This is a genomic window from Cupriavidus sp. 05N38 (genome assembly GCF_056397345.1).
In genome coordinates this window covers 146,983-168,943 of sequence record NZ_JBFTNF010000003.1, presented here as the reverse complement: position 1 = coordinate 168,943, position 21,961 = coordinate 146,983, and the positions used below count along the sequence as shown (strand labels likewise).

Genomic DNA, 21,961 nt, shown 5'->3' with positions numbered 1-21,961 from the left:
GCGGGCACGGTCAAAAACACCGAGGACGACATCATGAGGAAACCCTTTTACAAGATCCTGTACGTGCAGGTGCTGTTCGCCATCCTGGTCGGCATCGTGCTCGGACACTTCTGGCCTGCCACCGGCGTGGCCATGAAGCCCCTGGGCGACGSCTTCATCAAGCTGRTSAAGATGRTCATCGGGCCGATCATCTTCTGTACCGTGGTGTCCGGCATCGCCGGCATGCGCGACATGAAGAAGGTGGGCCGCGTGGGCGGCAAGGCGCTGCTGTACTTCGAGATCATCTCCACCTTCGCGCTGCTGATCGGGCTGATCTCCGCGCATGTGCTCAAGCCGGGCGTGGGCTTCAACATCGATCCGGCCACGCTCGATACCAAGGCGATCTCGCAGTACGTGACGCAGGCGCATGGCCAGAGCACGGTCGAGTTCTTCATGCACATCATCCCCGACACGATGGTGAGCGCGTTCGCCAACGGCGACATCCTGCAGATCCTGCTGATCTCGCTGTTCTTCGGCTCCGCGCTGGCGGCCATGGGCGACCGCTCGAAGATCGTGTTCGACTTCGTCGAGCAGGTCTCCAAGGTGTTCTTCCACATCGTGCACGTCATCACCAAGGTGGCGCCGATCGGCGCCTTCGGCGCGATGGCCTTCACCATCGGCAAGTACGGCCTGGGCTCGCTGGTGCCGCTGCTCAAGCTGATCGGCACGTTCTACTTCACGGCCATCGTGTTCGTGGTGGTGGTGCTGGGCACGGTGGCGCGCCTCACGGGTTTCTCCATCTTCCGCTTCGTTTCCTACATCAAGGAAGAGCTGCTGATCGTGCTGGGCACCAGCTCGTCGGAAGCGGCGCTGCCGCACCTGATGGAAAAGCTGGAAAAGCTCGGCTGCTCCAAGTCGGTGGTGGGCCTGGTGGTACCCACGGGTTACTCGTTCAACCTGGACGGCACCAATATCTACATGACCATGGCGGTGATCTTCATCGCCCAGGCCACCGGCATCGAGCTGACGCTGCTGCAGCAGCTCACCGTGCTGGGCGTGGCGATGATCACCTCCAAGGGCGCCAGCGGCGTGACCGGCTCGGGCTTCATCACGCTGGCCGCCACGCTGGCGGTGGTGCCTGACATCCCGGTGGCGGGCATGGTGCTGATCCTCGGCATCGACCGCTTCATGAGCGAATGCCGCGCCCTGACCAATATCATCGGCAACGGCGTGGCCACGGTGGTGATGTCGGCCTGGGAGCACGAGCTGGACCGCGCGCAGCTCGATCGCGCGCTGCGCCGTGGCGGCGATGAAACGGCCGAACTTGCCGAAGCCGGCCCCGGCGTCCGCTGAGGACGCCGCCGGCGGCCCCCGCGGCCCCGGCGGGGCGGCGGCGCCAGCCGGCGCCGCCCGCCAGCGGGTATCATCGGCGCGTGTCCCAACGCGTGCGCCGATGCCACATTCCGACGATTTTCTCGCCGTGCATGATCCCGCTTCCGCCCGCCTGGTGCATGCGCCGGGCGATGGTGGCGGCACCTGGCGGGGCTTCGCCGCGGCACTGGCCGTCGGCCTGCTGGTGCTGTGCTCGCTGACCTGGCTGGTTTCGGTGCAGCGCGGCATCGACGCCCTGCAGCAAAGCACGGCCACGCGCGCCGACCGCTACTCGGCCACGCTGGAGAGCACGCTGGACCGCTACGAGTTCCTGCCGGCGCTGGTCTCGCTCCATCCCTTCGTACACGACTTGCTCGCCGCGCCCAACGACCCGACGCGCGTGGCGGCGGCCAACCGCTATCTCGCTGAAGTCAACCGCCGCGCGCGCGCCTCGGCCACCTACGTGATCGCCGCCAACGGGCTCGCGCTGGCCGCCAGCAACCATGACGAGCCGGGCAGCTTCGTCGGCACCGACTATCGCTTCCGGCCGTATTTCCAGATCGCTTCGCGTGGCGAGGTCGGGCGCTTCTACGCCATCGGCGTGACCAGCGACGAGCCGGGCTACTACATCGCCCAGCCGGTCAAGGCGGGCGGCCGCGTGGTGGGCGTGACCGTGGTCAAGCTCAACCTGGAATGGTTCCAGCGTGCCGGTGCCGGCGGCGCCGAGCCGGTGATGGTAAGCGACGACCACGGCGTGATCTTCCTTTCCTCCGTGCCGGGCTGGCAGTACCGCACGCTGCGCCCGCTGCCGCCCGAGCTGCAGTCGGAGCTGGACCGCACGCGCCAGTACCACGACCAGGAGGTCAAGCCGCTGCCGCTGGACGCGCTGCAGTCGCCGGTCACGCGCTGGCTCGGCCAGACCGTGCTGGGCGAGGGCGCGCGGCTGGTGCGCATCGGCACCGGCGGCAAGGCTGAGCGGTACCTGGAAGTCAGCCGCAAGGTGGGCCCGGCCGACTGGACCATGCAGGTGCTGGCCGCGCTGGATCCGGTGCTGGCCAGCGCGCGCAATGCCACGCTGGGCGCGGCCCTGGCCTACGCCTGCATGTGCCTGCTGCTGTTCAACTGGCGCCAGCGCCGCCAGCGCGCGCGCGACATCGAGTACGGCCGGCGCCTGCTCGAGGCCGCCTACGACGAGCTGGAGCGCCGCGTGGAGGCGCGCACCGCCGACCTGATGGCGATCAACGAGCAGCTCGAGGCCGAGGTGGCCGAGCGCACGCGCGCCGAAAGCGAGCTGCGCGCGGCGCAGGACGAGCTGGTGCAGGCCAGCAAGCTGGCGGCGCTGGGCCAGATGGCCGCGGGCATCACCCATGAGCTGAACCAGCCGCTGGCCGCGCTGCGCACGTTCTCCGACAACACGCGCGTGCTGCTCGAGCGCGGCAAGCTCGATGCCGCCACCGACAACCTCGCCGCCATCGCCGATCTCACCGCGCGCATGGGCAAGATCACCGGTCAGCTCAAGCTGTTCGCCGGCAAGGCGCGTCCGCGCCGCCACGCGGTGCCCGTGCGCGCCGCGCTCGACCACGTGCTGGCGCTGATGGCGCCGCGCCTGGGCCAGGTCGCGCTGAAGGTGGAAGGCTTGTCGCCGCCGCCGGGCCCGGCGGTCTGGGCCGACGAGCTCAAGCTCGAGCAGGTGCTGCTCAACCTGATCGGCAACGCGCTGGATGCGCTGGCGGCTGCCCTGCCGGCGGCCCCTTGCGTGGAAGTGGCGGTCAGCGAGCAGGGCGAGACGGTCAGCATCGCCGTGCGCGACAACGGCGGCGGCATCGCCGATGACGCCTTGCCCAGGCTGTTCGAGCCGTTCTTCACCACCAAGGAAATCGGCCAGGGGCTGGGCCTGGGACTGGCCATCTCCACCTCCATCGTGCGCGAGTTCGGCGGCCAGCTGAGCGCGGCCAACCGTGCGGGGGGCGGCGCCGAATTCCTGGTGGTGCTGCGGCGCGCGACGCTGCCCGGCGCTGCCGTGGCGCCGTCCTCCGCATCTGCCGCCGCGCCATCCGGCGCTTCCTCCACCAACACCCAGTGAGCATCGCCATGCAAGACGGATTGCGTGTCCTGTTCGTCGAAGACGAACCCCTGGTGCGCCAGGCCACCGCGCAGAGCCTGGAGCTGGCTGGCTTCAATGTGCTGGCGCTGCCCTCGGCCGAGGCCGCCATGCCGCACCTGTCGGCCGAGTTTCCCGGCGTGCTGGTGACCGACGTGCGGCTCACCGGCGCCAGCGGCCTGGACCTGCTGCAACACTGCCGCAATGCCGCCCCGGGCGTGCCGGTGATCCTGGTCACCGGCCACGGCGACATCACCATGGCGGTACAGGCCATGCGCGAAGGCGCCTACGATTTCATCGAGAAGCCGTTCGGCGCGGACCGCCTTACCGAGACCGTGCGCCGGGCGCTGGAGCGCCGCGCGCTGGAACTGGAGAACCGTGCGCTGCGCCGCGAGCTGGCCGGCCCGGCCGCGGGCACGCGCATCATCGGACGCTCGCCGGCGATCGAACAGGTGCGCACGCTGGTGGCCAACGTGGCGGCCACCGACGTGCCGGTGATGATCAACGGCGAGACCGGGACCGGCAAGGAACTGGTGGCGCGCAGCCTGCACACCTTGTCCACGCGCCACCAGGCACCCTTCGTGGCGCTGAACTGCGGCGCGGTGCCGGAGGCCATCTTCGAGAGCGAGATGTTCGGCCACGAGGCGGGCGCCTTCACCGGCGCGGGCAAGCGCCGCGTGGGCAAGCTCGAGCATGCCTCGGGCGGCACGCTGTTCCTCGACGAGATCGAGAGCATGCCGCTGGCGCTGCAGGTCAAGCTGCTGCGGGTGCTGCAGGARGGCACGCTGGAGCGGCTGGGCTCCAATGCCTCGATCGCCATCGACGTGCGCATCGTGGCCGCCGCCAAGGGCGACATGGAAGCGCTGGTGGCGCGGGGCACGTTCCGCCAGGATCTGTTGTACCGGCTCAACGTGGTGACGATCCCGCTGCCGCCGCTGCGCGAGCGGCGCGAAGACATCGTGCCGCTGTTCGAGCACTTCATGCTGGTAGCGGCGGTGCGCTACCAGCGGCCCGCGCCCATTCTTTCCGAGCTGCAGCGCCAGGCGCTGATGCAGCGCGCCTGGCAGGGCAACGTGCGCGAGCTGCGCAACGCGGCCGACCGCCTGGTGCTGGGCGTGCCGGAGGGCGGCGCGCGCGCCGACGCGCTGGACGATTCCACGCCGCTCAAGGAGCGCATGGAGCACTACGAGCGCGCGGTGATCGCCGACACGCTGGCGCGCACCGGCGGCGCGGTCAGCCAGGCGGCGGACCTGCTGCAGGTGGGCAAGGCGACCCTGTACGAGAAGATCAAGCGCTACGGGCTGTAGGCGCAAAGTCGCGTTCATCTCTTGATACACTCGCGGGCCCGGCACGCCGCGCGGCACTGCATCGCCCCGGCGTGCCCCGAACAGATCACCCGGAACAAGCCATGAACGAGGTATCCCGCCAGCCCGCATCCACCCCGGAGGCCGGCGTGGCCGTRCAGGTCGATGGACATCAACTCACCGCTGCCGCCGTGGCGCAGGTTGCGCGCGGCGCCAGTGCCGCAAGCCTGGACGCGGCGGCGCGCGAGCATGTGGCCGATGCGCGGGCGCGCTTCGAGCAGCTGGCCTCGGCCAATATCCCGATCTACGGCGTCTCCACCGGCTTCGGCGAACTGGTGCACAACTGGGTGGATATCGAGCATGGCCGCGCGCTGCAGGAAAACCTGCTGCGCAGCCACTGCGCCGGCGTGGGCCCGCTGTTCGCGCGCGAGGAAGTGCGCGCCATGATGGTGGCGCGCGCCAATGCGCTGGCGCGCGGCTATTCGGCGGTGCGCCCGCTGGTGATCGAGCAATTGCTGCGCTACGTGGAGGCCGGCATCACGCCGGCGGTGCCGCAGGTGGGCTCGCTGGGCGCCAGCGGCGACCTCGCGCCGCTGTCGCATATCGCCATCACGCTGATCGGCGAGGGCAAGGTCCTGCTGGCCGACGGCAGCACCGCGCCCACCGCGCAGGTCCTGCGCGAGCACGGCATCGAACCCATCAAGCTGGCCTACAAGGAAGGGCTGGCGCTGATCAACGGCACCTCGGCCATGACCGGCATGTCGTGCCTGCTGCTGGAGACCATGCGCGCGCAGGTGACGCAGGCGGAAATCATCGCCGCGCTGGCGCTGGAGGGGCTCAACGCCTCGGCCGATGCCTTCATGACCCATGGCCACGATATCGCCAAGCCGCATCCGGGACAGGTGCAGTCCGCGGCCAATATGCGCGCGCTGCTGGCGGGCGCCACGCGCCTGTCCGGCCACGGCCAGCTGGCCGGCGAGATGAAGACGCGCGCCGGCGCCGAGAAGAACACCGGCACCGGCGTGTTCATCCAGAAAGCCTACACGCTGCGCTGCATCCCGCAGGTGCTGGGCGCGGTGCGCGACACGCTGGGCCACTGCGCCGCGGTGGTGGAGCGCGAACTGAATTCCTCCAACGACAACCCGCTGTTCTTCGATGACGGCGAGCTGTTCCACGGCGGCAATTTCCACGGCCAGCAGGTGGCATTCGCCATGGACTTCCTGGCCATCGCCGCCACCCAGCTCGGCGTGGTGTCCGAGCGCCGCCTCAACCGCCTGCTCAGCCCGCACCTGAACAACGGGCTGCCGGCCTTCCTGGCGGCCGCCAACGAGGGCTTGAGCTGCGGCTTCGCGGGCGCGCAGTATCCGGCCACGGCGCTGATCGCGGAGAACCGCACCATCTGCAGCCCGGCCAGCATCCAGAGCGTGCCGTCCAACGGCGACAACCAGGACGTGGTGAGCATGGGGCTGATCGGCGCGCGCAATGCGCGCCGCATCATCGACAACAACCAGTACATCCTCGCCGTGGAGCTGCTGGCGGCATGCCAGGCGGCTGAGCTGGCGGGCGCGGTGGAGCACCTGTCGCCGGCCGGGCGCGCGGTGTTCGGCTTCGTGCGCGAGCGCGTGCCCTTCCTGGCGATGGACCGCTACATGACCGACGACATCGAAGCCATCGCCGCGACGCTGCGCGCGGGTGCGCTGGTCGAAGTGGTGCGCGCGGCGGGCGCCGCGGTGCACTGAGGCGCGGCGACTCAGCGACTCAGCGCCACATATCGCGCATCTTGCTGCCGAGGTCCAGCTTCGGCAGCGGCGCCTTGGCCGGCGCGTCCGGCACGGGCGGCGGCGGTGGCCACGCCCGGCTGTGGAACAGCGGCATCACGCGGTTGGGCAGGAAGCGCGTGCGCGAGGCATAGACGTGGCGGTCGCCGTAGCCGGGCTGCTGGTGCACATAGAAGCGCTGCGGCACCACGATGTCGAGGTGGTCGCGCGCGCGCGTCATCGCCACGTAGAGCAGGCGGCGTTCTTCCTCGATCTCCTCGGTGGTGCCGGTGGCCAGGTCCGACGGCAGGCAGCCGTCCACGGCGTTGAGCACATAGACGGCCTTCCATTCCTGGCCCTTGGCCGAGTGGATGGTGGAGAGGATCAGGTAGTCCTCGTCGCGCAGCGGCACGCCGGATTCGTCGCTGGAGGCGTCGGGCGGGTCGAGCGTGAGTTCGGTCAGGAAACGCTCGCGCGAGGCGTAGGTGGCGGCGATGCGTTCGAGCTGCTGCAGGTCGGCGGCGCGCGCGTGGGCGTCGTCGTGCATGCGCTCCAGGTGCGGCTGGTACCAGGCCACCACCTGCTCGAAGGCCGATGGCCACGGCGCGGCCGGCGCCATCAGGCTGCGCGCCAGCGCGACGAACTGCGGCCAGGCCTCGGCCGCCGCCGGGGGCGCCTCGAACGATTCGAGCGCGAATAGCGGCCCGGTTGCGACATCGATGGCGTCGAGCACGCGCGCGGCGGTCTTGGGGCCCACGCCCGGCATCAGCTGCAGGACGCGGAAACCCGCCATGCGGTCGCGCGGATTCTCCATCCAGCGCACCACCGCCAGCACATCCTTGACGTGGGTCGATTCCAGGAATTTCAGGCCGCCGAATTTCACGAAGGGAATATTGCGGCGGACCAGCTCGATCTCCAGCTGCGCGCTGTGGTCGGCGGCGCGGAACAGCACGGCCTGCGCGATCAGCGCCAGCCCGGCTTCGCGCCGCGCCAGGATCTGCTCGGCGACGTAGCGGGCCTGGTCGGCCTCGTCGTTGACCACCACGATGTCCGGCTTTTCGGCCGAGCCGCGGTCTGACCACAGGTCCTTGGTGAAGCGCTCGGCCGCCAGGCCGATCACCGCGTTGGCGGCAGCCAGGATGGGCTGCGTGGAGCGGTAGTTCTGCGACAGCGTGACCATGTCCGCCGCCGGCGAGAACTGCGTGGGGAAATCGAGGATATTACGCACCGTGGCGCCGCGGAAGGCGTAGATGGACTGGGCATCGTCGCCCACCACGGTGAGGCCGCGGCCGTCGGGCTTGAGCGCCAGCAGGATGGTGGCCTGCAGCGCGTTGGTGTCCTGGTATTCGTCGACCAGCACGTGATCGAAGCGCGCGCCCATGTCCTGCGCCAGCGCCGGTTCGCCCAGCGCCTGGGCCCAGTAGAGCAGCAGGTCGTCGTAGTCCAGCACGTGCTGCTTCTGCTTGGCCTCCACGTAGCCGGCGAACAGGCCGCGCAATGCATCCGCCCACATGGCGTAGCGCGGAAACCATTGCTTGAGCACGTCGTCGAGCGGGGCCTGCGTATTGACCGCGCGCGAGTAGATCGCCAGGCAGGTCTCCTTGCGCGGGAAGCGCGAGGCCTGGGCCGACAGGCCGAGATCGTGCCGTACCATGTTCATCAGGTCGGCGGCGTCGCCGCGGTCGCTGATGGTGAAGCTGGGCGACAGGCCGAGCGTCTCGGCGTACTCGCGCAGCAGGCGCGCGCCGATGGCGTGGAAGGTGCCGGACCAGTGCAGCGCGGCGCGCCCCGCGCCGGATGCCCGGTTGCCGAGCGCCTGGTCGACGATGCGCTCGACGCGCCGCCCCATCTCGGCGGCGGCGCGCCGCGAGAACGTCAGCAGCAGGATGCGGCGCGGATCGGCGCCGCCCAGCACCAGGTGCGCCACGCGGTGCGCCAGGGTATTGGTCTTGCCCGACCCGGCGCCGGCGATGACCAGCAGCGGCGCGGCCGCCTCGTGCGTCACGGCGGCGCGCTGCTCGGGGTTCAGGCTGGCGAGATAGGCGGGCGTGGCCTGGGCAGGCGGCACGGCGGAAAGTGCGTCGCCGGGCGCGGAATCCAGCAAGGCAGGGGAAGAATCGAGTAACACGGCAGGGGCCTCAGGAATGCGGGCGCGCGCATGTGCGCTGCCGTGCATGGGCGGGGGAAAGCTGCCGGTAACTGTATATCTATACAGGCCAGGCGTGCAAGCCGGGGCGTTGCGTGCCTGGCCTTGCCATCGGGTATGTGGCTGGAAAGGCTTGCGGAAAAGGTGGCTCTGGCTCTGGCGCTGGCCGGGCGGTCCCGGTCAGGCGGCCTTGGCCAGGGCGCCGTCGAGCAGCTTGTGCAGCGCGTCCCACTCGGGCTCGCCCACGTAGCGCTTGAGGATATGGCCGTCCTTGTCGATCACGAAGGTGGTCGGCGTCAGCTGCACTTCGCCGAACGCCTTGGCCGCCGCGCCGTCGGAGTCCATCGCCACCTTGAACGGCAGCTTGCGGGTCTGCGCATAGTTCATCACGTACATCGGCGGGTCGTAGCTCATCGCCACGGCCACGAACTCCAGGCCCTTGTCCTTGAACTTGTCGTAGGTGCGGACCATTTCCGGCATCTCCTTGACGCAGGTGACGCAGCTGGTGGCCCAGAAGTTGACCAGGTAGACCTTGCCCTTGAGATCGGCGGTACTCACCTTTTCACCGGACAGCAGGGTGAAGGTGGCCGGCGGCGCCGCGTTGGCCGGCGCGATGGCGCGATAGCCGAACCAGCCGAGCACGGCGGCCAGCAGCACGCCCGCGATGACGGGCCAGAGCTTGCGCTGGGAGGAAGGCGAGGGGGAAGCCGAGGTCGTCATGATGCGTGCCGACAGGTCAGAGACAAGCTCTCATTCTACTGCCCCCGCCGATGCGCTGCCGGAGGCAATTCCGGCGCCGCCAAGGGTGCGGCGATTGGCCGCAGGAATCCGCGCGGCCTGGCCCGGACCGCGGCTCACCGCGGCGTCGCTGCCAGGGCAGAGCGGGCCTGGTCCAGCGCCTGTTCCAGGTAGGCGCCGTAGAAGTCAGGCTGCAGGCCGCGCAGCGGCGTGGCCAGCGAGCGGCCGCGTGCATCGAGGAAGAGGACCGTAGGCGCCACCGCCACATTGCGGCTGCGTGCCCATTCGCGCGCGGTGGTCATGGTGCCGTCCGCGTTGCGCAGGGGCGCATTCGAGGTCATGTCGATTTCCCGCGCGACGATCTCGCCGCTGGCGGCTTGCGGGCCGAGATAGTTGCGGCGCACGGTCTCGCAGTAGACGCAGTCGGGCAGGGTGACCAGCACGACCAGCGGCTCGCCCCTGCTGGCGGCCGCCGCGGCCTGGGCGGCGAGGTCCGTGGCAGGCGGCAGGTGCGTGGAGGCGGCCATCGCCGCGGTGCCGATGGCGAGCAGGACTGCGCCGAGCATCGCGGCGCGCGCGGCCAGCCGCGCACGCGTGCTTGGCGATGGCGGCGCCGGTGGCAAGGTTTGCAAAGAGCGTGGCATGGGGTGGGCAATGAATGCGCGCTGGCGCGCGGGTTCCCCGATAATAGCGGCTTCTGCCCGAACCCGAGGCGCCGTGCCGGCATGCCTTGGGGTGCGGGACCGCACATTCCCGGGCAGGGTTCGCAGGACCGCTGCCAGGCTTTCAGCCCCCCCGACTGCCGCGATGCCACACGCCTGGTTTTCCCGTTTTTCGTCACCCTCGCTCGCCGGGCTTGTTGCGATCGCGGCCATCTGTGCGCTGGCTGCCTGCTCGCCGCGCTATGACTGGCGCACCATCCAGTCCAACGAAGGGGCTTATGCCGCGCTCTATCCGGGCAAGCCGAGCGGCGCCGCGCGCGAGGTGTCGATTGCCGGGCGCAAGCTGCCGATGACGATGGAGGCGGCGCGGGTCGACGAGACCCTGTTCGCCGTGGGCGTGGTGACCTTGCCGGCCGACGATGCCGCCATGCGGCAGGCTGCGCTGGCATCGATGCAGGCCGGGCTGCTCGGCAATCTCGGGCCGCATCCGGCCGATGCGGTCAAGACCCGCCAGGTGACGGTGATGTCCGCCGCCACGCCGGCGGTGGCGCTGGAGGGCGTGGAGGTGCAGGTGGCGGCAGTGTCGCCGCAGGACAAGTCGGCGCGCAGGCTGACGGCAAGGCTGGTGGCCTCGGGCGTGCATGTCTACCAGGCGGTGGTGCTGGAGGCGGGCGACGCGGCGCGCGACCAGCGCCAGGCCGAGCAGGTCGACCAGTTCCTCACCAGCTTCCATCCGTTCTGAGCTGCGCCGGGCCGGTGGTGCCCCATGCCGCGCGCCGGGCCGATGAGATAACGTTTGCAAGCGCCCGTGCGGGCGCGATTCTGGATTCTATTCAAGGAGTGATGTCATGCGTCTRGAAGTCTGGCTGGCCTATTTCGCAGCTTGTTGGGTGATTGCCGTGTCTCCGGGTTCGGGGGCCGTGCTGTCGATGAGCCATGGCCTGTCCTACGGGCTGCGCAAGACCACCACCACCATCTTCGGCCTGCAGACCGGACTGGTGATCATCCTGCTGGTGGCGGGCGGCGGGCTGGGCGCGCTGCTGCTTGCCTCCGAACACGCCTTTGTCGTGGTCAAGACGGTCGGCGCGCTATATCTGGTCTACCTGGGCGTGCAGCAGTGGCGCGCGCGCGTGGAAGACGGCCCGGCCGCCGCGGACCAGGGCGACGAAGCCGGCGCGCCGCGCGTGGCCGCCCTGAGCCCGCGCCGCCGCTTTGCCACCGGCCTGCTGACCAATGTCACCAACCCCAAGGGGATCATCTTCATGGTCGCGGTGCTGCCGCAGTTCATCGATCCCAATCACCCGCTGGCGCCCCAGCTCGCGATCCTCGCCGCGACCATGTGCGGCGTGGACCTGGTGGTGATGCACGGCTACGCGCTGCTCGCCTCGCGCATGCGCGGCCTGTTCCGCAACGCGCGGGCGATGCGCTGGCAGAACCGCGTGTTCGGCAGCGTGCTGGTGGCCGTAGGCGCGGCGCTGTTCTTCGTCAGGCGGCATCCGGCCTGATGCCTGATGACCGAAGCGGCCGAAGTGGCGTGCCCTCCGGCGGCCGGGTGCCGCGGGCCGGCTTTCAGCATGCCGCTGGCTTCTGACGGGGGCGTTTGCTTAAATAGGTGAGGTGAATCGTCCGACGCGGAGACCAGTCATGCCCCATTCTCACGCCGTGCAGGCCCAGCCGCGCCGCCATCCCGCCCATACCGTGCCGCCGGCCGATGAGCCCGCGCCGCCGGGCGTCCCTCCCGACCTGCCGCTGCCGCCCGAAGAGGATCCGCCGCCCGCGGAGCCGCCCGTCGCGGTGCCGCCGCGCGGGTGAAGGTACATCGCGCGCCGGACAGGGAAATGCCGTGAAGTTCGGATGACAGCGTCCGGCGTGCCAGCAGACAGGGGTCGGTCCGAGATCCCAATAGCGGTTCTGCGTGGCCGCCGGCGCGACCCGGTTTTGCGGCGCTCGTCTTTCTGTAGCGTACTCCCTGCTTCCAGCAGCCTACTGCTGCCTGCTGACTGCATATCTTTCTTCTCGCACGTCGACACACCACACGTTTACGCCCCATGCATGCGGAAATTTCTCATGCAACTTTGAGCGGTTTCTGATGGGCTTGCGCACGCAGGTAAGCCACTGTTTAGGAACGATTGTTCTCCGCTGTGGTGGGTCTCAACCTCGCAATCATTGAGAGCCCTGAACCAAGCGCACAACTTCATGGAACCAAGGGATTTATTTCTCTGCTCATTGCTTTTGATGGCGGCGAGTGGCATGAGCGCCTGCGACGGATGGGAAAGGCGCACCGATAAACCCGGATCGTCCGAGTCGGAATTGCCGAACGGCATTTTGGGCGGCGTGTCGGCGCTTTTCCGAAATGACAATCCGGCTATTTTCTCGCTCATCGGTCCCTCCGGATTTACGTTGGCTCCGTTGACTACTTATCGACAGGTGGACAGCGGCGCATTGACTTCCCTGGCTAACTTTAGATTATCGGGTGCGTCGATGCAGTTGGGCGATGTTTCGGGGAACGCGGATTTCGCATTAGGCCGATGGTCGGCCGGTACGCTGACTACCCCGCAAGGAAGCACGGAGATTCTTGATGGGAGCCCTCGGTGGTCATGGCATTACCTGCTCATCAAGCCATTAAGGGCGATGCCTGGCAATTGGACCTATCGGTGCGGCGCGCCACGTGTCACCACGATAACTTTTGTTAACGGCACCAATATCGATAGCAATCAGCAGGCCGGCACGGTCGGTGGAAAGGCAAGCTTCTCGATCCTCAATTCTGTTGCAACCGTCGATTTCCAACTGGTGGCAATGGCGGGTGGTAAAAAGGGATGGCTCAAGGGGAAGTCGATTTTCACGCGCAGTGATGCAGTGCAGAGCCACGAGGATTTCGATTCGGGTGGCATCGGCGCCAAAATCATGCTGGGATCGGCGGCCGACGGCGGCATTCATGTCGCCATGCCATATCGGGTGAGACTGGAGAACGGCGCCATTTTTCACGGGATCGCAGTGTTTCCGTGTGCAGCCTAGAAGGCTTTTGCTGGCCTTCGTGTAAATGAAAATCAAGCGGCGAATATCGTAAGCTCGCGCCGACCGCGCGAGTACCTCTCTCCCGTGCCAGTTCCCAGTCTTTCACGATGCAATCACGGCGTGCGCAAAGCACGCCGGTACTGGATCGCCTCGCCCACATGGCCGGGCTGCAATAGCTCGGCGCCTTCCAGGTCCGCCAACGTGCGGGCGATCTTCAGGACCCGGAAATACGCGCGCGCCGACCAGGCCAGCTTGGTCATGGCGCCGCGCAGCATCGCCTGCGCTTCGGGCGCGAGCGGGCAATGCTCGTCGATCTCGCGGCCTGCCAGGGCGGCGTTGGGTTTGCCCTGGCGCGCCTGCTGGCGGGCGCGCGCCGCCAGTACGCGCTCGCGCACCTCGGCGCTGGGCTCGCCGGGCGGGCCATCGAGCATTTCCTGCTGGTCCTGGGCGGGCACTTCGATCTGCAGGTCGATGCGGTCGAGCAGCGGGCCGGAGAGCCGGGACTGGTAGCGCAGCACCTGGTCGGGCGTGCAGCGGCAAGGCCGGGACGGATGGCCGAGGTAGCCGCAGGGGCAGGGGTTCATGGCCGCGACAAACTGGAAGCGGGCCGGGAAATCGGACTGGCGGGCGGCGCGCGAGATGGTGACGCGGCCTGACTCCAGCGGCTCGCGCAGGACTTCGAGCACCTTGCGGTCGAATTCGGGGAGTTCGTCCAGAAACAGCACGCCGTGATGGGCGAGCGAGATTTCACCGGGGCGGGGATTACCGCCGCCGCCGACCAGCGCCGCCGCCGAGGCGGTGTGGTGCGGCGCGCGGTAGGGCCGCTCGCGCCAGCGGGCGGGGTGGAAGCCGGCGGCGGTGAGGCTTTGCACCGCGGCGGATTCCAGCGCTTCTTCCAGTGTCATGGGCGGCAGCAGGCCGGGAAAGCGCTGCGCCAGCATGGATTTGCCGGTGCCCGGCGGCCCGATCAGGAGCGCCGAATGCTGTCCGGCGGCGGCGATCTCCATGGCGCGGCGCGCCTGCGCCTGGCCGCGGACGTCGCGCATGTCGGGGCGGGCGGGCTCGGCGCCGCCGACAGCCAGCAGCGGTTCGGCGCGCGGCAGCCGGCCCTCGGGGAGCGGGCCAAGGTGAGCGCAGACTTCCAGCAGGGAGCGCGCCGCATAGACGGTGACCCCGTCGATCAGGGCAGCTTCCGGCCCGTTCTCGGCTGCCACCACGAAGGTGCGCGGCGGCCCGGCATCGCTGGCCTGCCGCAGCGCATTGTCGCGCTGCAGGCTCATCGCCATGGCCAGTGCGCCGCGCACCGGGCGCAGATCGCCGGACAGCGACAACTCGCCGGCGAACTCGCTGGCATCCAGCCCGTCCAGCGGGATCTGGCCGCTCGCGGCCAGGATGCCCAGGGCGATGGGCAGGTCGAAGCGTCCGGATTCCTTCGGCAGGTCGGCCGGGGCCAGGTTGACGGTAATGCGCCGGTTCGGGAATTCGAAGCGGCTGTTGATGATGGCCGCGCGGACCCGCTCGCGGCTTTCACGGACCTCGGTGTCGGCCAGGCCGACGATGCTGCAGGCAGGCAGGCCGTTGGCGAGGTGAACCTCGACCGACACCAGCGGCGCCTCGAGTCCGGTCAGCGCCCGGCTGCGCAGCAGGGCGAGGCTCATCGTTGCTCCGCAAACTTCAAGGAAGTGTTAACGAAAATGGCCGCCGGAGTGCGGCGGCCATGATGGCGGACAAGACGCTTGCCCGGCGTCATCGGCGACCCGGGGCGGATGCGCGGCGCGCCAAGCGCTTCAGCCGGCAGCCGGCTTGTCGGAGCCGCCGGCGGCGCGACGCTCCAGCTCGAGCACGCGGGCTTCCAGTTCTTCCAGGCGCGCGCGGGTACGGGCCAGCACCTGCGACTGCACGTCGAATTCCTCGCGCGTGACCAGGTCCAGCTTGGAGAAGCCCTGGGTCATCATGCTGCGCACGTTTTTCTCGATGTCCTTGGCGGGCGAGTTGCGCAAGGCTTCGCTGACCTTGGCCTGGAAATCGTTGAACAGGTCGGTCGGTTTCATGGTGATTCTCCTTTTGCACCGCCTTGGTGCGGATGATGGGTGGGCGGATTTCGCGTGCTGCATCACGGTGCACCCGGCCGGAACGCGGGCAAACGCGGTGCGTGCACGGCACCTGCCGCCGGCTTGGGCCGATTATCGCGCTTCATGCGCCGCCGGGAAAGCGCCGGCGAGGCCTGGTAACACCTTTTAACGTGCCGCCGGCCGCTCAGCGGGCTTTCCAATGACGCAGGGGAGAGGTCCTTTCTTCACAAAAATACGGTTCCTGCATGGCGGCAGACCTGGCACGGCAGTTGCAGTAATGAATCCGGGAGCCTTGTTTCACTATCGAATCCAAACACACGAGTACCGAGCCAGAGGAAAAGGAGAAGAAATCCATGAAGAAGTTGGCCCTTGCAGTCAGTGCCAGTGCAGTTGTGCTTTGCGGCCTCAGCTCCGCAGCTTTTGCCCAGAGCGCATCCGACGCCGCGGCGGCTCCTGCCGCCGCGGCCGAGGCCTCGCCGCATACGTTCACGGCCAATGTGACCCTGGCTACCGAATATCGCTATCGCGGCCTGATGCAGACCAATCACCGCCCCGCCATCCAGGGTGGCTTCGACTACTCGCATTCGAGTGGCTTCTACATCGGTAACTGGAACTCGAACATCAGCTGGCTCAGCGACAGCAACTCGCAGGTCTCGGCGCCGATCGAGATGGACTTCTACGGCGGTTTCAAGAACACCGTCACGATCGCCGGGCTGGAATGGAACTACGACGCCGGCGTGCTGCAGTACTACTACCCGGGCGACTACCCGGCCGGCTTCACGCGCCCGTACACCACGGAACTGTACGTCGGCGCGGGCTACGGCCCGGTGTTCCTGAAGTATTCGCAGTCGCTGACCAACCTGTTCGGCTTTGCCGACAGCAAGTACAGCTACTACGTGGACCTGACGGCCAACGTGCCGCTGAACTTCTGGGACCTGACGGTGAACGCGCACGTCGGCTACCAGAACGTGAAGCACATCAACAGCGCCTCGTACACGGACTGGAAGATCGGCCTGACCAAGGACCTGGGCAAGGGCTTCGCGCTGGCGGTCGCCTATATCGACACCAACGCGCACAACTCGGTCTATACCAATACGTCCGGTCGCTATGTCGGCCGCGCCACGGCCTGGGCTTCGATCACCAAGACTTTCTAAACCAGCATGAGGTAGAGCGGGCGCCGGGCGGATACCGGGCCGACCCGCTCAGAGGAGAAATCGGATGAAACTGATCATCGCTGTCATCAAGCCGTTCAAGCTCGACGAGGTGCGCGAAGCGCTCTCGGACGTCGGGGTGTCCGGCATCACCGTGACCGAAGTCAAGGGCTTCGGCCGCCAGAAGGGCCATACCGAGCTGTACCGGGGCGCGGAGTACATCGTGGACTTCCTGCCCAAGGTGAAGATCGAAGTGGCCGTCCCGGACGACGTGGTCGACCGGGCCATCGAGGCGATCGAAAAATCGGCGCGCACTGGCAAGATCGGCGACGGCAAGATCTTTGTTGCCCCGATCGAGCAGGTCATCCGCATCCGCACCGGCGAGACCGGCGGCGATGCGCTGTGACGCACAGCCCAACGACAAGAGGTTAATCACATGAAATCCTGGATCAAGCGCATCCTGAGCACCGGCGCCCTGGCGCTGGCCCTGGGCACGGCCGGCATCGGCGTGGCCACCCACGCCGTGGCGCAGGACAAGCCCGCCGCGGAAGCCTCGGCTCCGGCTGCCGCCGCGGCCCCGGCAGCGGCTCCGGCCGCCGCGGCGCCTGCAGCGGCTGCTCCCGCGGCAGAGGCAGCGGCTCCCGCCGCCGCCCCGGCACCCGTGCCGAACAAGGGCGACACCGCCTGGCTGCTGGTATCGACTGCCTTCGTCATCCTGATGACGCTGCCCGGCCTGGCCCTGTTCTACGGCGGCCTGGTCCGCTCGAAGAACATGCTGTCGGTGCTGATGCAGTGCCTGGTGATCTTCTCGCTGGTGTCGCTGCTGTGGGCCATCTACGGCTATAGCTTCGCCTTCACCGAGGGCAACGCGTTCTTCGGCGGCACCGACAGGCTCTTCATGAAGGGCCTGAACGTAGACGCCGTGGCAGCGACCTTCAGCAAGGGCGTGGTGGTGCCGGAGCTGGCCTACTTCGCCTTCCAGTGCGCCTTCGCGGCAATCACCTGCGGGCTGATCATCGGTGCCTTCGCCGAGCGCGCCAAGTTCTCGGCCGTGCTGGTGTTCGTGGTGCTGTGGTTCACCTTCTCGTACATCCCGATGGCCCACATGGTCTGGTTCTGGCCCGGTCCGGACGGCTTCACCGACGCGGCAGCCGCGACGGCTGCCACCGCCAAGTCCGGCTGGCTGTTCCAGAAGGGCGCGCTGGACTTCGCCGGCGGTACCGTGGTGCACATCAATGCGGCCGTGGCCGGCCTGGTGGGTGCCTTCATGTTCGGCAAGCGTATCGGCTTCGGCCGCGAGGCGCTCCGTCCGCACAGCCTGACCTTCACCATGGTGGGCGCTTCGCTGCTGTGGTTCGGCTGGTTCGGCTTCAACGCCGGCTCGGCGCTGGAAGCCAACGGCTCGGCTGCGCTGGCCTTCGTCAACACGCTGCTGGCGACCTGCGCGGCAGTGCTGTCCTGGACCTTCGGCGAGTGGATCAGCAAGGGCAAGCCGTCGATGCTGGGCGGTGCCTCGGGTGCCGTGGCCGGCCTGGTGGCGATCACCCCGGCGGCCGGCTTCGTCGGCCCGATGGGTTCGATCGTGATCGGTATCGCCGCTGGCCTGCTGTGCCTGTGGGGCGTGACCGGCCTGAAGAAGCTGCTGGGCATGGATGACTCGCTGGACGTGTTCGGCGTGCATGGCGTGGGCGGCATCCTGGGCGCGCTGCTGACCGGTGTGTTCGCATCCCCGAGCCTGGGCGGCACGGGCATCTATGACTACGTGGCCAACAAGGTGGCCGACGATTACTCGATCGCCGGCCAGGTTTGGATCCAGTTCGAAGGCGTGCTGACCACCATCGTGTGGTCCGGCGTGGTGGCCTTCGTCGCCTACAAGCTGGTGGATATGCTGATCGGCCTGCGGGTGCCGGAAGAAGAAGAGCGCGAGGGTCTGGACATCACCTCGCACGGCGAGACCGCGTATGAAGCCTGATCGCAGAGGAGTTGTGCTGGAGAGCTGATTGGGAATCTTCTCTCAGGAGTTTCGCCCGGCCTTGTGCCGGGCTTTTTTCGTTGTGATGCCGGTATCGTGATGGCATCTGCGACGAAATAGCCTGCATCGTTCGGCACCGGCGCGCCGCGGCGCCTTGGGCACACTGCCGGCATGGACTTTTCGCCAGGTGCTTAAATCCGATCTTAAAAAGCTTCAATTGTTTTAGGAGGGCAGCGCACATACAGTGCGAGTGAGGCAGTTTCCTCCACCTGCAGAACGCTCCCCGTATCTGTCAGGCCATTTGAAAGCGCGACACTGTCGCGCTTTTTTTTTGCCTCGCCGGCCGCCGCGCCTGGCCCGGGCGCCGATTTGCGCATGTCGCCGGGGCGCCTGCCAGGCGCCCCTTTTAATCCACGCCGGCATCCCCATATCCTTCTTCCTCTAGCCGGCGCTCGCATATGCTTATTCTGGTAGCGCCAGCAGCCAATTGGCCGTTCCTCTACAATCTGGGCGAACGATAAAGACGATCAATAGGATGTATATGGTCCCGCATCTCATCACCGCGCTGAACGGTCCGCTGCTCGAGCTGGAAAAAAAGATCCTGGACGCGACGCCGTCCATCGAGCGCTGGTTCAGGCTGGAATGGCAGGAACATACGCCTCCGTTCTACTGCTCGGTCGATCTGCGCAATGCCGGCTTCAAGCTCGCGCCGGTCGACACCAACCTGTTCCCGGGCGGTTTCAACAACCTAGCGCCTGAAATGCTGCCGCTGGCGGTGCAGGCGGCCATGGCCGCGATCGAGAAGATCTGTCCGGATGCCAAGAACCTGCTGCTGATCCCCGAGCGTCACACGCGCAACATGTTCTATCTGCAGAACGTGGCGCGCCTGTCGCTGATCATGCGCCAGGCCGGACTCAATGTCCGGCTGGGCTCGCTGTCCGAGGACATCACCGAACCCACCCCGATCGATCTGCCCGACGGCCAGACGCTGGTGGTCGAGCCGCTGGCGCGGCTGGGCGCGCGCGGACGCCGCCTGGGGCTGAAGGATTTCGATCCCTGTTCGATCCTGCTCAACAACGATCTCTCGGCCGGCATCCCGCCGATCCTGGAGAACATCAACGAGCAGTACCTGCTGCCGCCGCTGCACGCGGGCTGGTCGACGCGGCGCAAGACCAGCCACTTCGCCGCCTACGACGAGGTGGCCAAGAAGTTCGCCAAGCTGATCGACATCGATCCCTGGATGGTCAATCCGTATTTCGCCAAGTGCTCGGGCATCGATTTCCACGAGCGCGTGGGCGAGGACGCGCTGGCCGACTCGGTCGAGGCGGTGCTCAAGAAGATCGCCAAGAAATATCGCGAGTACGGCATCAAGGAAACGCCTTATGTGGTCGTCAAGGCCGATGCCGGCACCTATGGCATGGGTATCATGACCGTGCGCGATCCGGCCGAGGTCAAGGGGCTGAACCGCAAGGAACGCAACAAGATGAGCGTCGTCAAGGAAGGCCTCGAGGTCAACGACGTCATCATCCAGGAAGGCGTGCACACCTTCGAGAAGGTCAACGAGGCGGTGGCCGAGCCGGTGGTGTACATGATCGACCGCTATGTGGTCGGCGGCTTCTACCGCGTCCATACCGGCCGCGGCAACGACGAGAACCTGAATGCGCCGGGCATGCACTTCGTGCCGCTGGCGTTTGCGCCGAACGGCATTCCGGACAGTCATGCCAAGCCTGGCGCGGCGGTGCCGAACCGGTTCTATATGTACGGCGTGGTGGCGCGGCTGGCCTTGCTGGCTGCCTCACTGGAACTCGAGAAGACCGACCCCAATCCGATTCTGTGAGGCGGCGCTGCCGTGTGGCAGCGCCTTGACGTGCCGCGCGCTGCGCGCGGCCCCTGCGATCCGGGACGAGCCAACATGCGCATTCTGTTTATTACCGACCCGCTGGACACCTTCAAGACCTACAAGGACTCCACCTACGCCATGATGGTGGAGGCGGCCGAGCGCGGCCACGAGCTGTTTGCCTGCCTGCAGTCGCAGCTCTCGCTGTCGGCGCACCGGGTCGAGGCCGTGGTGCGCCCGCTGCAGCTGACCGGCGATGCGCATGACTGGTATCGCGCCGGCGAGCCCGCCCTGCATCCGCTGACGGGCTTCGACGCCGTCCTGATGCGCAAGGACCCGCCGTTCGACATGGAATACGTGACCAGCACCTGGCTGCTGGAGCTGGCCGAGTCGCATGGCGCCAATGTGTTCAACAAGCCGCAGGCGGTGCGCGACTTTTCCGAGAAGCTGGCGATCGCGAAGTATCCCCAGTTCACCACGCCTACCCTGGTCACGCGCGATGCCGACCGCATCCGCGAGTTCCACGCCGAGCACCGCGACGTCATCCTCAAGCCGCTCGACGGCATGGGCGGCATGGGGATCTTCCGGGTCGGCGCGGATGGCCTCAACCTCGGTTCCATCATCGAGACGCTGGGCGAGAACGGCGCGCGCACGCTGATGGCGCAACGCTATATCCCCGAGATCAAGGACGGCGACAAGCGCATCCTGCTGATCGGCGGCAAGCCGGTGCCATACTCGCTGGCGCGCATCCCCAAGGATGGCGAAGTGCGCGGCAACCTGGCCGCGGGCGGCACGGGGCGGGCGCAGCCGCTTTCGCAGCGGGACCGCGAGATCGCCGAGGCGCTGGCGCCGGGCCTGTGGGAGCGCGGCCTGCTGCTGGTCGGGCTGGAYGCGATCGGCGACTACCTCACCGAAGTCAATGTGACGAGTCCGACCTGTTTCCAGGAAATCACGCAGCAGACCGGCTTCCAGGTGGCCGCCATGTTCATCGACGCGCTGGAGCAGGCGGTACAGGCCCGCGCGGGCTAAGCCGGTGCGAAGTCAGCCGCGGCTGACTTCGCCGGCTGGAGTGCCTGCTACAATCGCGTCAATCCAACGGATTCACCACCATGGCAGGCATTCTGATCATCGCGCACGCCCCGCTGGCTTCGGCATTGCGCGACTGCGCCGCCCACGTCTACTGTGGCCAGCCGCAACGGCTCGAAGCGATCGACGTCACGCCGGACGCCGAGCCGGCCGCCGTGCTGGCCGAAGCCCGGCGCCGTCTCGCCGAGATCTGCGAAGAGAACGGTGCGCTGGTGCTGACCGATATCTTTGGCGCGACGCCGGCCAATATCGCGGCCCGGCTCGCCGAGCCGGGCCGCGTCAAGGTACTCGCCGGCGTCAACCTTCCCATGCTGGTGCGCGCCATCTGCTACCGTACCGAGAAGCTCGACCAGCTCGCCCTCAAGGCCCTGGCCGGCGGCTCGCAGGGGGTATTGCAGGTAGGCTCCACCACTGTCCAGAACCAGATCGCTAATCATCCCGACAAATATGCTGCAGAGGGACACCAACATCATCAATAAGCTCGGGCTGCACGCCCGCGCATCCGCCAAGCTGACGCAATTGGCCGGCAACTTCGTGAGTCAGGTCAAGATGTCGCGCAACGGCCGGCAGGTCGACGCCAAGAGCATCATGGGCGTGATGATGCTGGCCGCCGGCATTGGCTCGACCGTGACCATCGAGACCGACGGTCCCGACGAGCAGGAGGCGATGGACGCGCTGCTGGCGCTGATCGCCAACCGCTTCGGCGAGGGAGAATAAGGGCCGGCCCAGGATGAGTGCGGCGGCACCGTCCGCCATGGCGCGCCCGGCCG

At 67.7% G+C, this 21,961-nt stretch carries 20 protein-coding genes; 15 read left to right on the top strand and 5 right to left on the bottom strand.

The features are described 5' to 3' along the window. The first annotated feature begins 30 nt into the window (after positions 1–30). From AC1DK4_RS03890 to cmdF, 4 genes are all read left to right on the top strand, one after another. Positions 31–1,332 (top strand): dicarboxylate/amino acid:cation symporter, encoded by a 1,302-nt coding sequence (locus AC1DK4_RS03890; protein WP_477131417.1) that lies wholly within the window; start codon positions 31–33, stop codon positions 1,330–1,332. Between the two features lie 100 nt (positions 1,333–1,432). Beyond that, positions 1,433–3,433, top strand: a complete 2,001-nt coding sequence (locus tag AC1DK4_RS03885; protein ID WP_441613782.1) for a sensor histidine kinase — start codon at positions 1,433–1,435, stop codon at positions 3,431–3,433. Positions 3,434–3,441: 8 nt separating this feature from the next. Further along, a complete protein-coding gene (locus tag AC1DK4_RS03880; RefSeq protein ID WP_441613781.1) occupies positions 3,442–4,758 on the top strand; it encodes a sigma-54-dependent transcriptional regulator in 1,317 nt (438 codons plus the stop codon). Positions 4,759–4,859: 101 nt separating this feature from the next. Beyond that, complete coding sequence (gene cmdF / locus AC1DK4_RS03875; protein WP_441613780.1) at positions 4,860–6,494, top strand: tyrosine 2,3-aminomutase; 1,635 nt, start codon at positions 4,860–4,862, stop codon at positions 6,492–6,494. A 19-nt stretch (positions 6,495–6,513) separates the two neighbouring features. Here cmdF and AC1DK4_RS03870 read toward each other — a convergent pair whose 3' ends face one another. The 3 genes from AC1DK4_RS03870 to AC1DK4_RS03860 form a co-directional block, all read right to left on the bottom strand. Next, positions 6,514–8,688 (bottom strand): ATP-dependent helicase, encoded by a 2,175-nt coding sequence (locus tag AC1DK4_RS03870; protein WP_441649713.1) that lies wholly within the window; start codon positions 8,686–8,688, stop codon positions 6,514–6,516. A 150-nt stretch (positions 8,689–8,838) separates the two neighbouring features. Beyond that, entirely contained in the window at positions 8,839–9,378 is a 540-nt protein-coding gene (locus tag AC1DK4_RS03865; RefSeq protein ID WP_441613778.1) for a TlpA disulfide reductase family protein, read from the bottom strand. Positions 9,379–9,512: 134 nt separating this feature from the next. Next, complete coding sequence (locus AC1DK4_RS03860; protein ID WP_441613777.1) at positions 9,513–9,962, bottom strand: thioredoxin fold domain-containing protein; 450 nt, start codon at positions 9,960–9,962, stop codon at positions 9,513–9,515. 241 nt (positions 9,963–10,203) lie between these two features. Between AC1DK4_RS03860 and AC1DK4_RS03855 the strand changes: the two genes are divergently transcribed. The 4 genes from AC1DK4_RS03855 (at position 10,204) to AC1DK4_RS03840 (ending at position 13,073) form a co-directional block, all read left to right on the top strand. Next, positions 10,204–10,800: a hypothetical protein gene (locus AC1DK4_RS03855; protein ID WP_441649712.1), complete on the top strand. Its 597-nt coding sequence runs from the start codon at positions 10,204–10,206 to the stop codon at positions 10,798–10,800. A 106-nt stretch (positions 10,801–10,906) separates the two neighbouring features. Then, entirely contained in the window at positions 10,907–11,563 is a 657-nt protein-coding gene (locus AC1DK4_RS03850) for a LysE family transporter (protein WP_441613775.1), read from the top strand. A gap of 139 nt (positions 11,564–11,702) precedes the next feature. Beyond that, positions 11,703–11,870 carry a hypothetical protein gene (locus AC1DK4_RS03845; protein WP_441613774.1) on the top strand — a complete coding sequence of 56 codons (168 nt, stop codon included), beginning with the start codon at positions 11,703–11,705 and terminating at the stop codon, positions 11,868–11,870. Positions 11,871–12,254: 384 nt separating this feature from the next. Further along, positions 12,255–13,073 (top strand): hypothetical protein, encoded by an 819-nt coding sequence (locus AC1DK4_RS03840; RefSeq protein ID WP_441649711.1) that lies wholly within the window; start codon positions 12,255–12,257, stop codon positions 13,071–13,073. Positions 13,074–13,186: 113 nt separating this feature from the next. Here AC1DK4_RS03840 and AC1DK4_RS03835 read toward each other — a convergent pair whose 3' ends face one another. Beyond that, positions 13,187–14,731 (bottom strand): YifB family Mg chelatase-like AAA ATPase, encoded by a 1,545-nt coding sequence (locus tag AC1DK4_RS03835; protein WP_441649710.1) that lies wholly within the window; start codon positions 14,729–14,731, stop codon positions 13,187–13,189. Positions 14,732–14,860: 129 nt separating this feature from the next. Then, on the bottom strand, positions 14,861–15,124 hold the full coding sequence (locus AC1DK4_RS03830) for an accessory factor UbiK family protein (RefSeq protein WP_441613771.1): 264 nt from the start codon (positions 15,122–15,124) through the stop codon (positions 14,861–14,863). Positions 15,125–15,498: 374 nt separating this feature from the next. Here AC1DK4_RS03830 and AC1DK4_RS03825 point away from each other — a divergent pair, with 374 nt between their 5' ends. The 7 genes from AC1DK4_RS03825 (at position 15,499) to AC1DK4_RS03795 (ending at position 21,908) form a co-directional block, all read left to right on the top strand. Then, positions 15,499–16,299, top strand: a complete 801-nt coding sequence (locus AC1DK4_RS03825) for a TorF family putative porin (protein WP_441613770.1) — start codon at positions 15,499–15,501, stop codon at positions 16,297–16,299. Positions 16,300–16,363: 64 nt separating this feature from the next. Then, positions 16,364–16,702 carry a P-II family nitrogen regulator gene (locus AC1DK4_RS03820; protein WP_006159494.1) on the top strand — a complete coding sequence of 113 codons (339 nt, stop codon included), beginning with the start codon at positions 16,364–16,366 and terminating at the stop codon, positions 16,700–16,702. Between the two features lie 30 nt (positions 16,703–16,732). After that, positions 16,733–18,268, top strand: coding sequence for an ammonium transporter (locus tag AC1DK4_RS03815; protein ID WP_441613769.1), 1,536 nt, complete (start codon positions 16,733–16,735; stop codon positions 18,266–18,268). A gap of 541 nt (positions 18,269–18,809) precedes the next feature. Beyond that, complete coding sequence (gene gshA, locus AC1DK4_RS03810; protein WP_441613768.1) at positions 18,810–20,105, top strand: glutamate--cysteine ligase; 1,296 nt, start codon at positions 18,810–18,812, stop codon at positions 20,103–20,105. Positions 20,106–20,180: 75 nt separating this feature from the next. Beyond that, entirely contained in the window at positions 20,181–21,134 is a 954-nt protein-coding gene (gene gshB, locus AC1DK4_RS03805) for a glutathione synthase (RefSeq protein WP_441613767.1), read from the top strand. 80 nt (positions 21,135–21,214) lie between these two features. Beyond that, positions 21,215–21,670 carry a PTS sugar transporter subunit IIA gene (locus AC1DK4_RS03800; protein ID WP_441613766.1) on the top strand — a complete coding sequence of 152 codons (456 nt, stop codon included), beginning with the start codon at positions 21,215–21,217 and terminating at the stop codon, positions 21,668–21,670. Continuing rightward, complete coding sequence (locus AC1DK4_RS03795) at positions 21,639–21,908, top strand: HPr family phosphocarrier protein (RefSeq protein WP_035861002.1); 270 nt, start codon at positions 21,639–21,641, stop codon at positions 21,906–21,908. The genes AC1DK4_RS03800 and AC1DK4_RS03795 overlap by 32 nt, the downstream gene beginning before the upstream one ends. The last annotated feature ends 53 nt before the right edge of the window (positions 21,909–21,961 follow it).

What these genes read in the sequence shown, in the direction of transcription:
- AC1DK4_RS03825 (WP_441613770.1), top strand. Translation starts at nt 15,499, where the DNA reads ATGAAGAAGTTGGCCCTTGCAGTCAGTGCCAGTGCAGTTGTGCTTTGC.
- gshA (WP_441613768.1), top strand. Translation starts at nt 18,810, where the DNA reads ATGGTCCCGCATCTCATCACCGCGCTGAACGGTCCGCTGCTCGAGCTG.
- AC1DK4_RS03815 (WP_441613769.1), top strand. Translation starts at nt 16,733, where the DNA reads ATGAAATCCTGGATCAAGCGCATCCTGAGCACCGGCGCCCTGGCGCTG.
- AC1DK4_RS03830 (WP_441613771.1), bottom strand. Translation starts at nt 15,124, where the DNA reads ATGAAACCGACCGACCTGTTCAACGATTTCCAGGCCAAGGTCAGCGAA.
- AC1DK4_RS03795 (WP_035861002.1), top strand. Translation starts at nt 21,639, where the DNA reads ATGCTGCAGAGGGACACCAACATCATCAATAAGCTCGGGCTGCACGCC.
- AC1DK4_RS03845 (WP_441613774.1), top strand. Translation starts at nt 11,703, where the DNA reads ATGCCCCATTCTCACGCCGTGCAGGCCCAGCCGCGCCGCCATCCCGCC.
- AC1DK4_RS03840 (WP_441649711.1), top strand. Translation starts at nt 12,255, where the DNA reads ATGGAACCAAGGGATTTATTTCTCTGCTCATTGCTTTTGATGGCGGCG.
- AC1DK4_RS03820 (WP_006159494.1), top strand. Translation starts at nt 16,364, where the DNA reads ATGAAACTGATCATCGCTGTCATCAAGCCGTTCAAGCTCGACGAGGTG.
- AC1DK4_RS03885 (WP_441613782.1), top strand. Translation starts at nt 1,433, where the DNA reads ATGCCACATTCCGACGATTTTCTCGCCGTGCATGATCCCGCTTCCGCC.
- AC1DK4_RS03860 (WP_441613777.1), bottom strand. Translation starts at nt 9,962, where the DNA reads ATGCTCGGCGCAGTCCTGCTCGCCATCGGCACCGCGGCGATGGCCGCC.
- AC1DK4_RS03800 (WP_441613766.1), top strand. Translation starts at nt 21,215, where the DNA reads ATGGCAGGCATTCTGATCATCGCGCACGCCCCGCTGGCTTCGGCATTG.
- AC1DK4_RS03870 (WP_441649713.1), bottom strand. Translation starts at nt 8,688, where the DNA reads ATGCACGGCAGCGCACATGCGCGCGCCCGCATTCCTGAGGCCCCTGCC.
- AC1DK4_RS03865 (WP_441613778.1), bottom strand. Translation starts at nt 9,378, where the DNA reads ATGACGACCTCGGCTTCCCCCTCGCCTTCCTCCCAGCGCAAGCTCTGG.
- AC1DK4_RS03855 (WP_441649712.1), top strand. Translation starts at nt 10,204, where the DNA reads ATGCCACACGCCTGGTTTTCCCGTTTTTCGTCACCCTCGCTCGCCGGG.
- AC1DK4_RS03835 (WP_441649710.1), bottom strand. Translation starts at nt 14,731, where the DNA reads ATGAGCCTCGCCCTGCTGCGCAGCCGGGCGCTGACCGGACTCGAGGCG.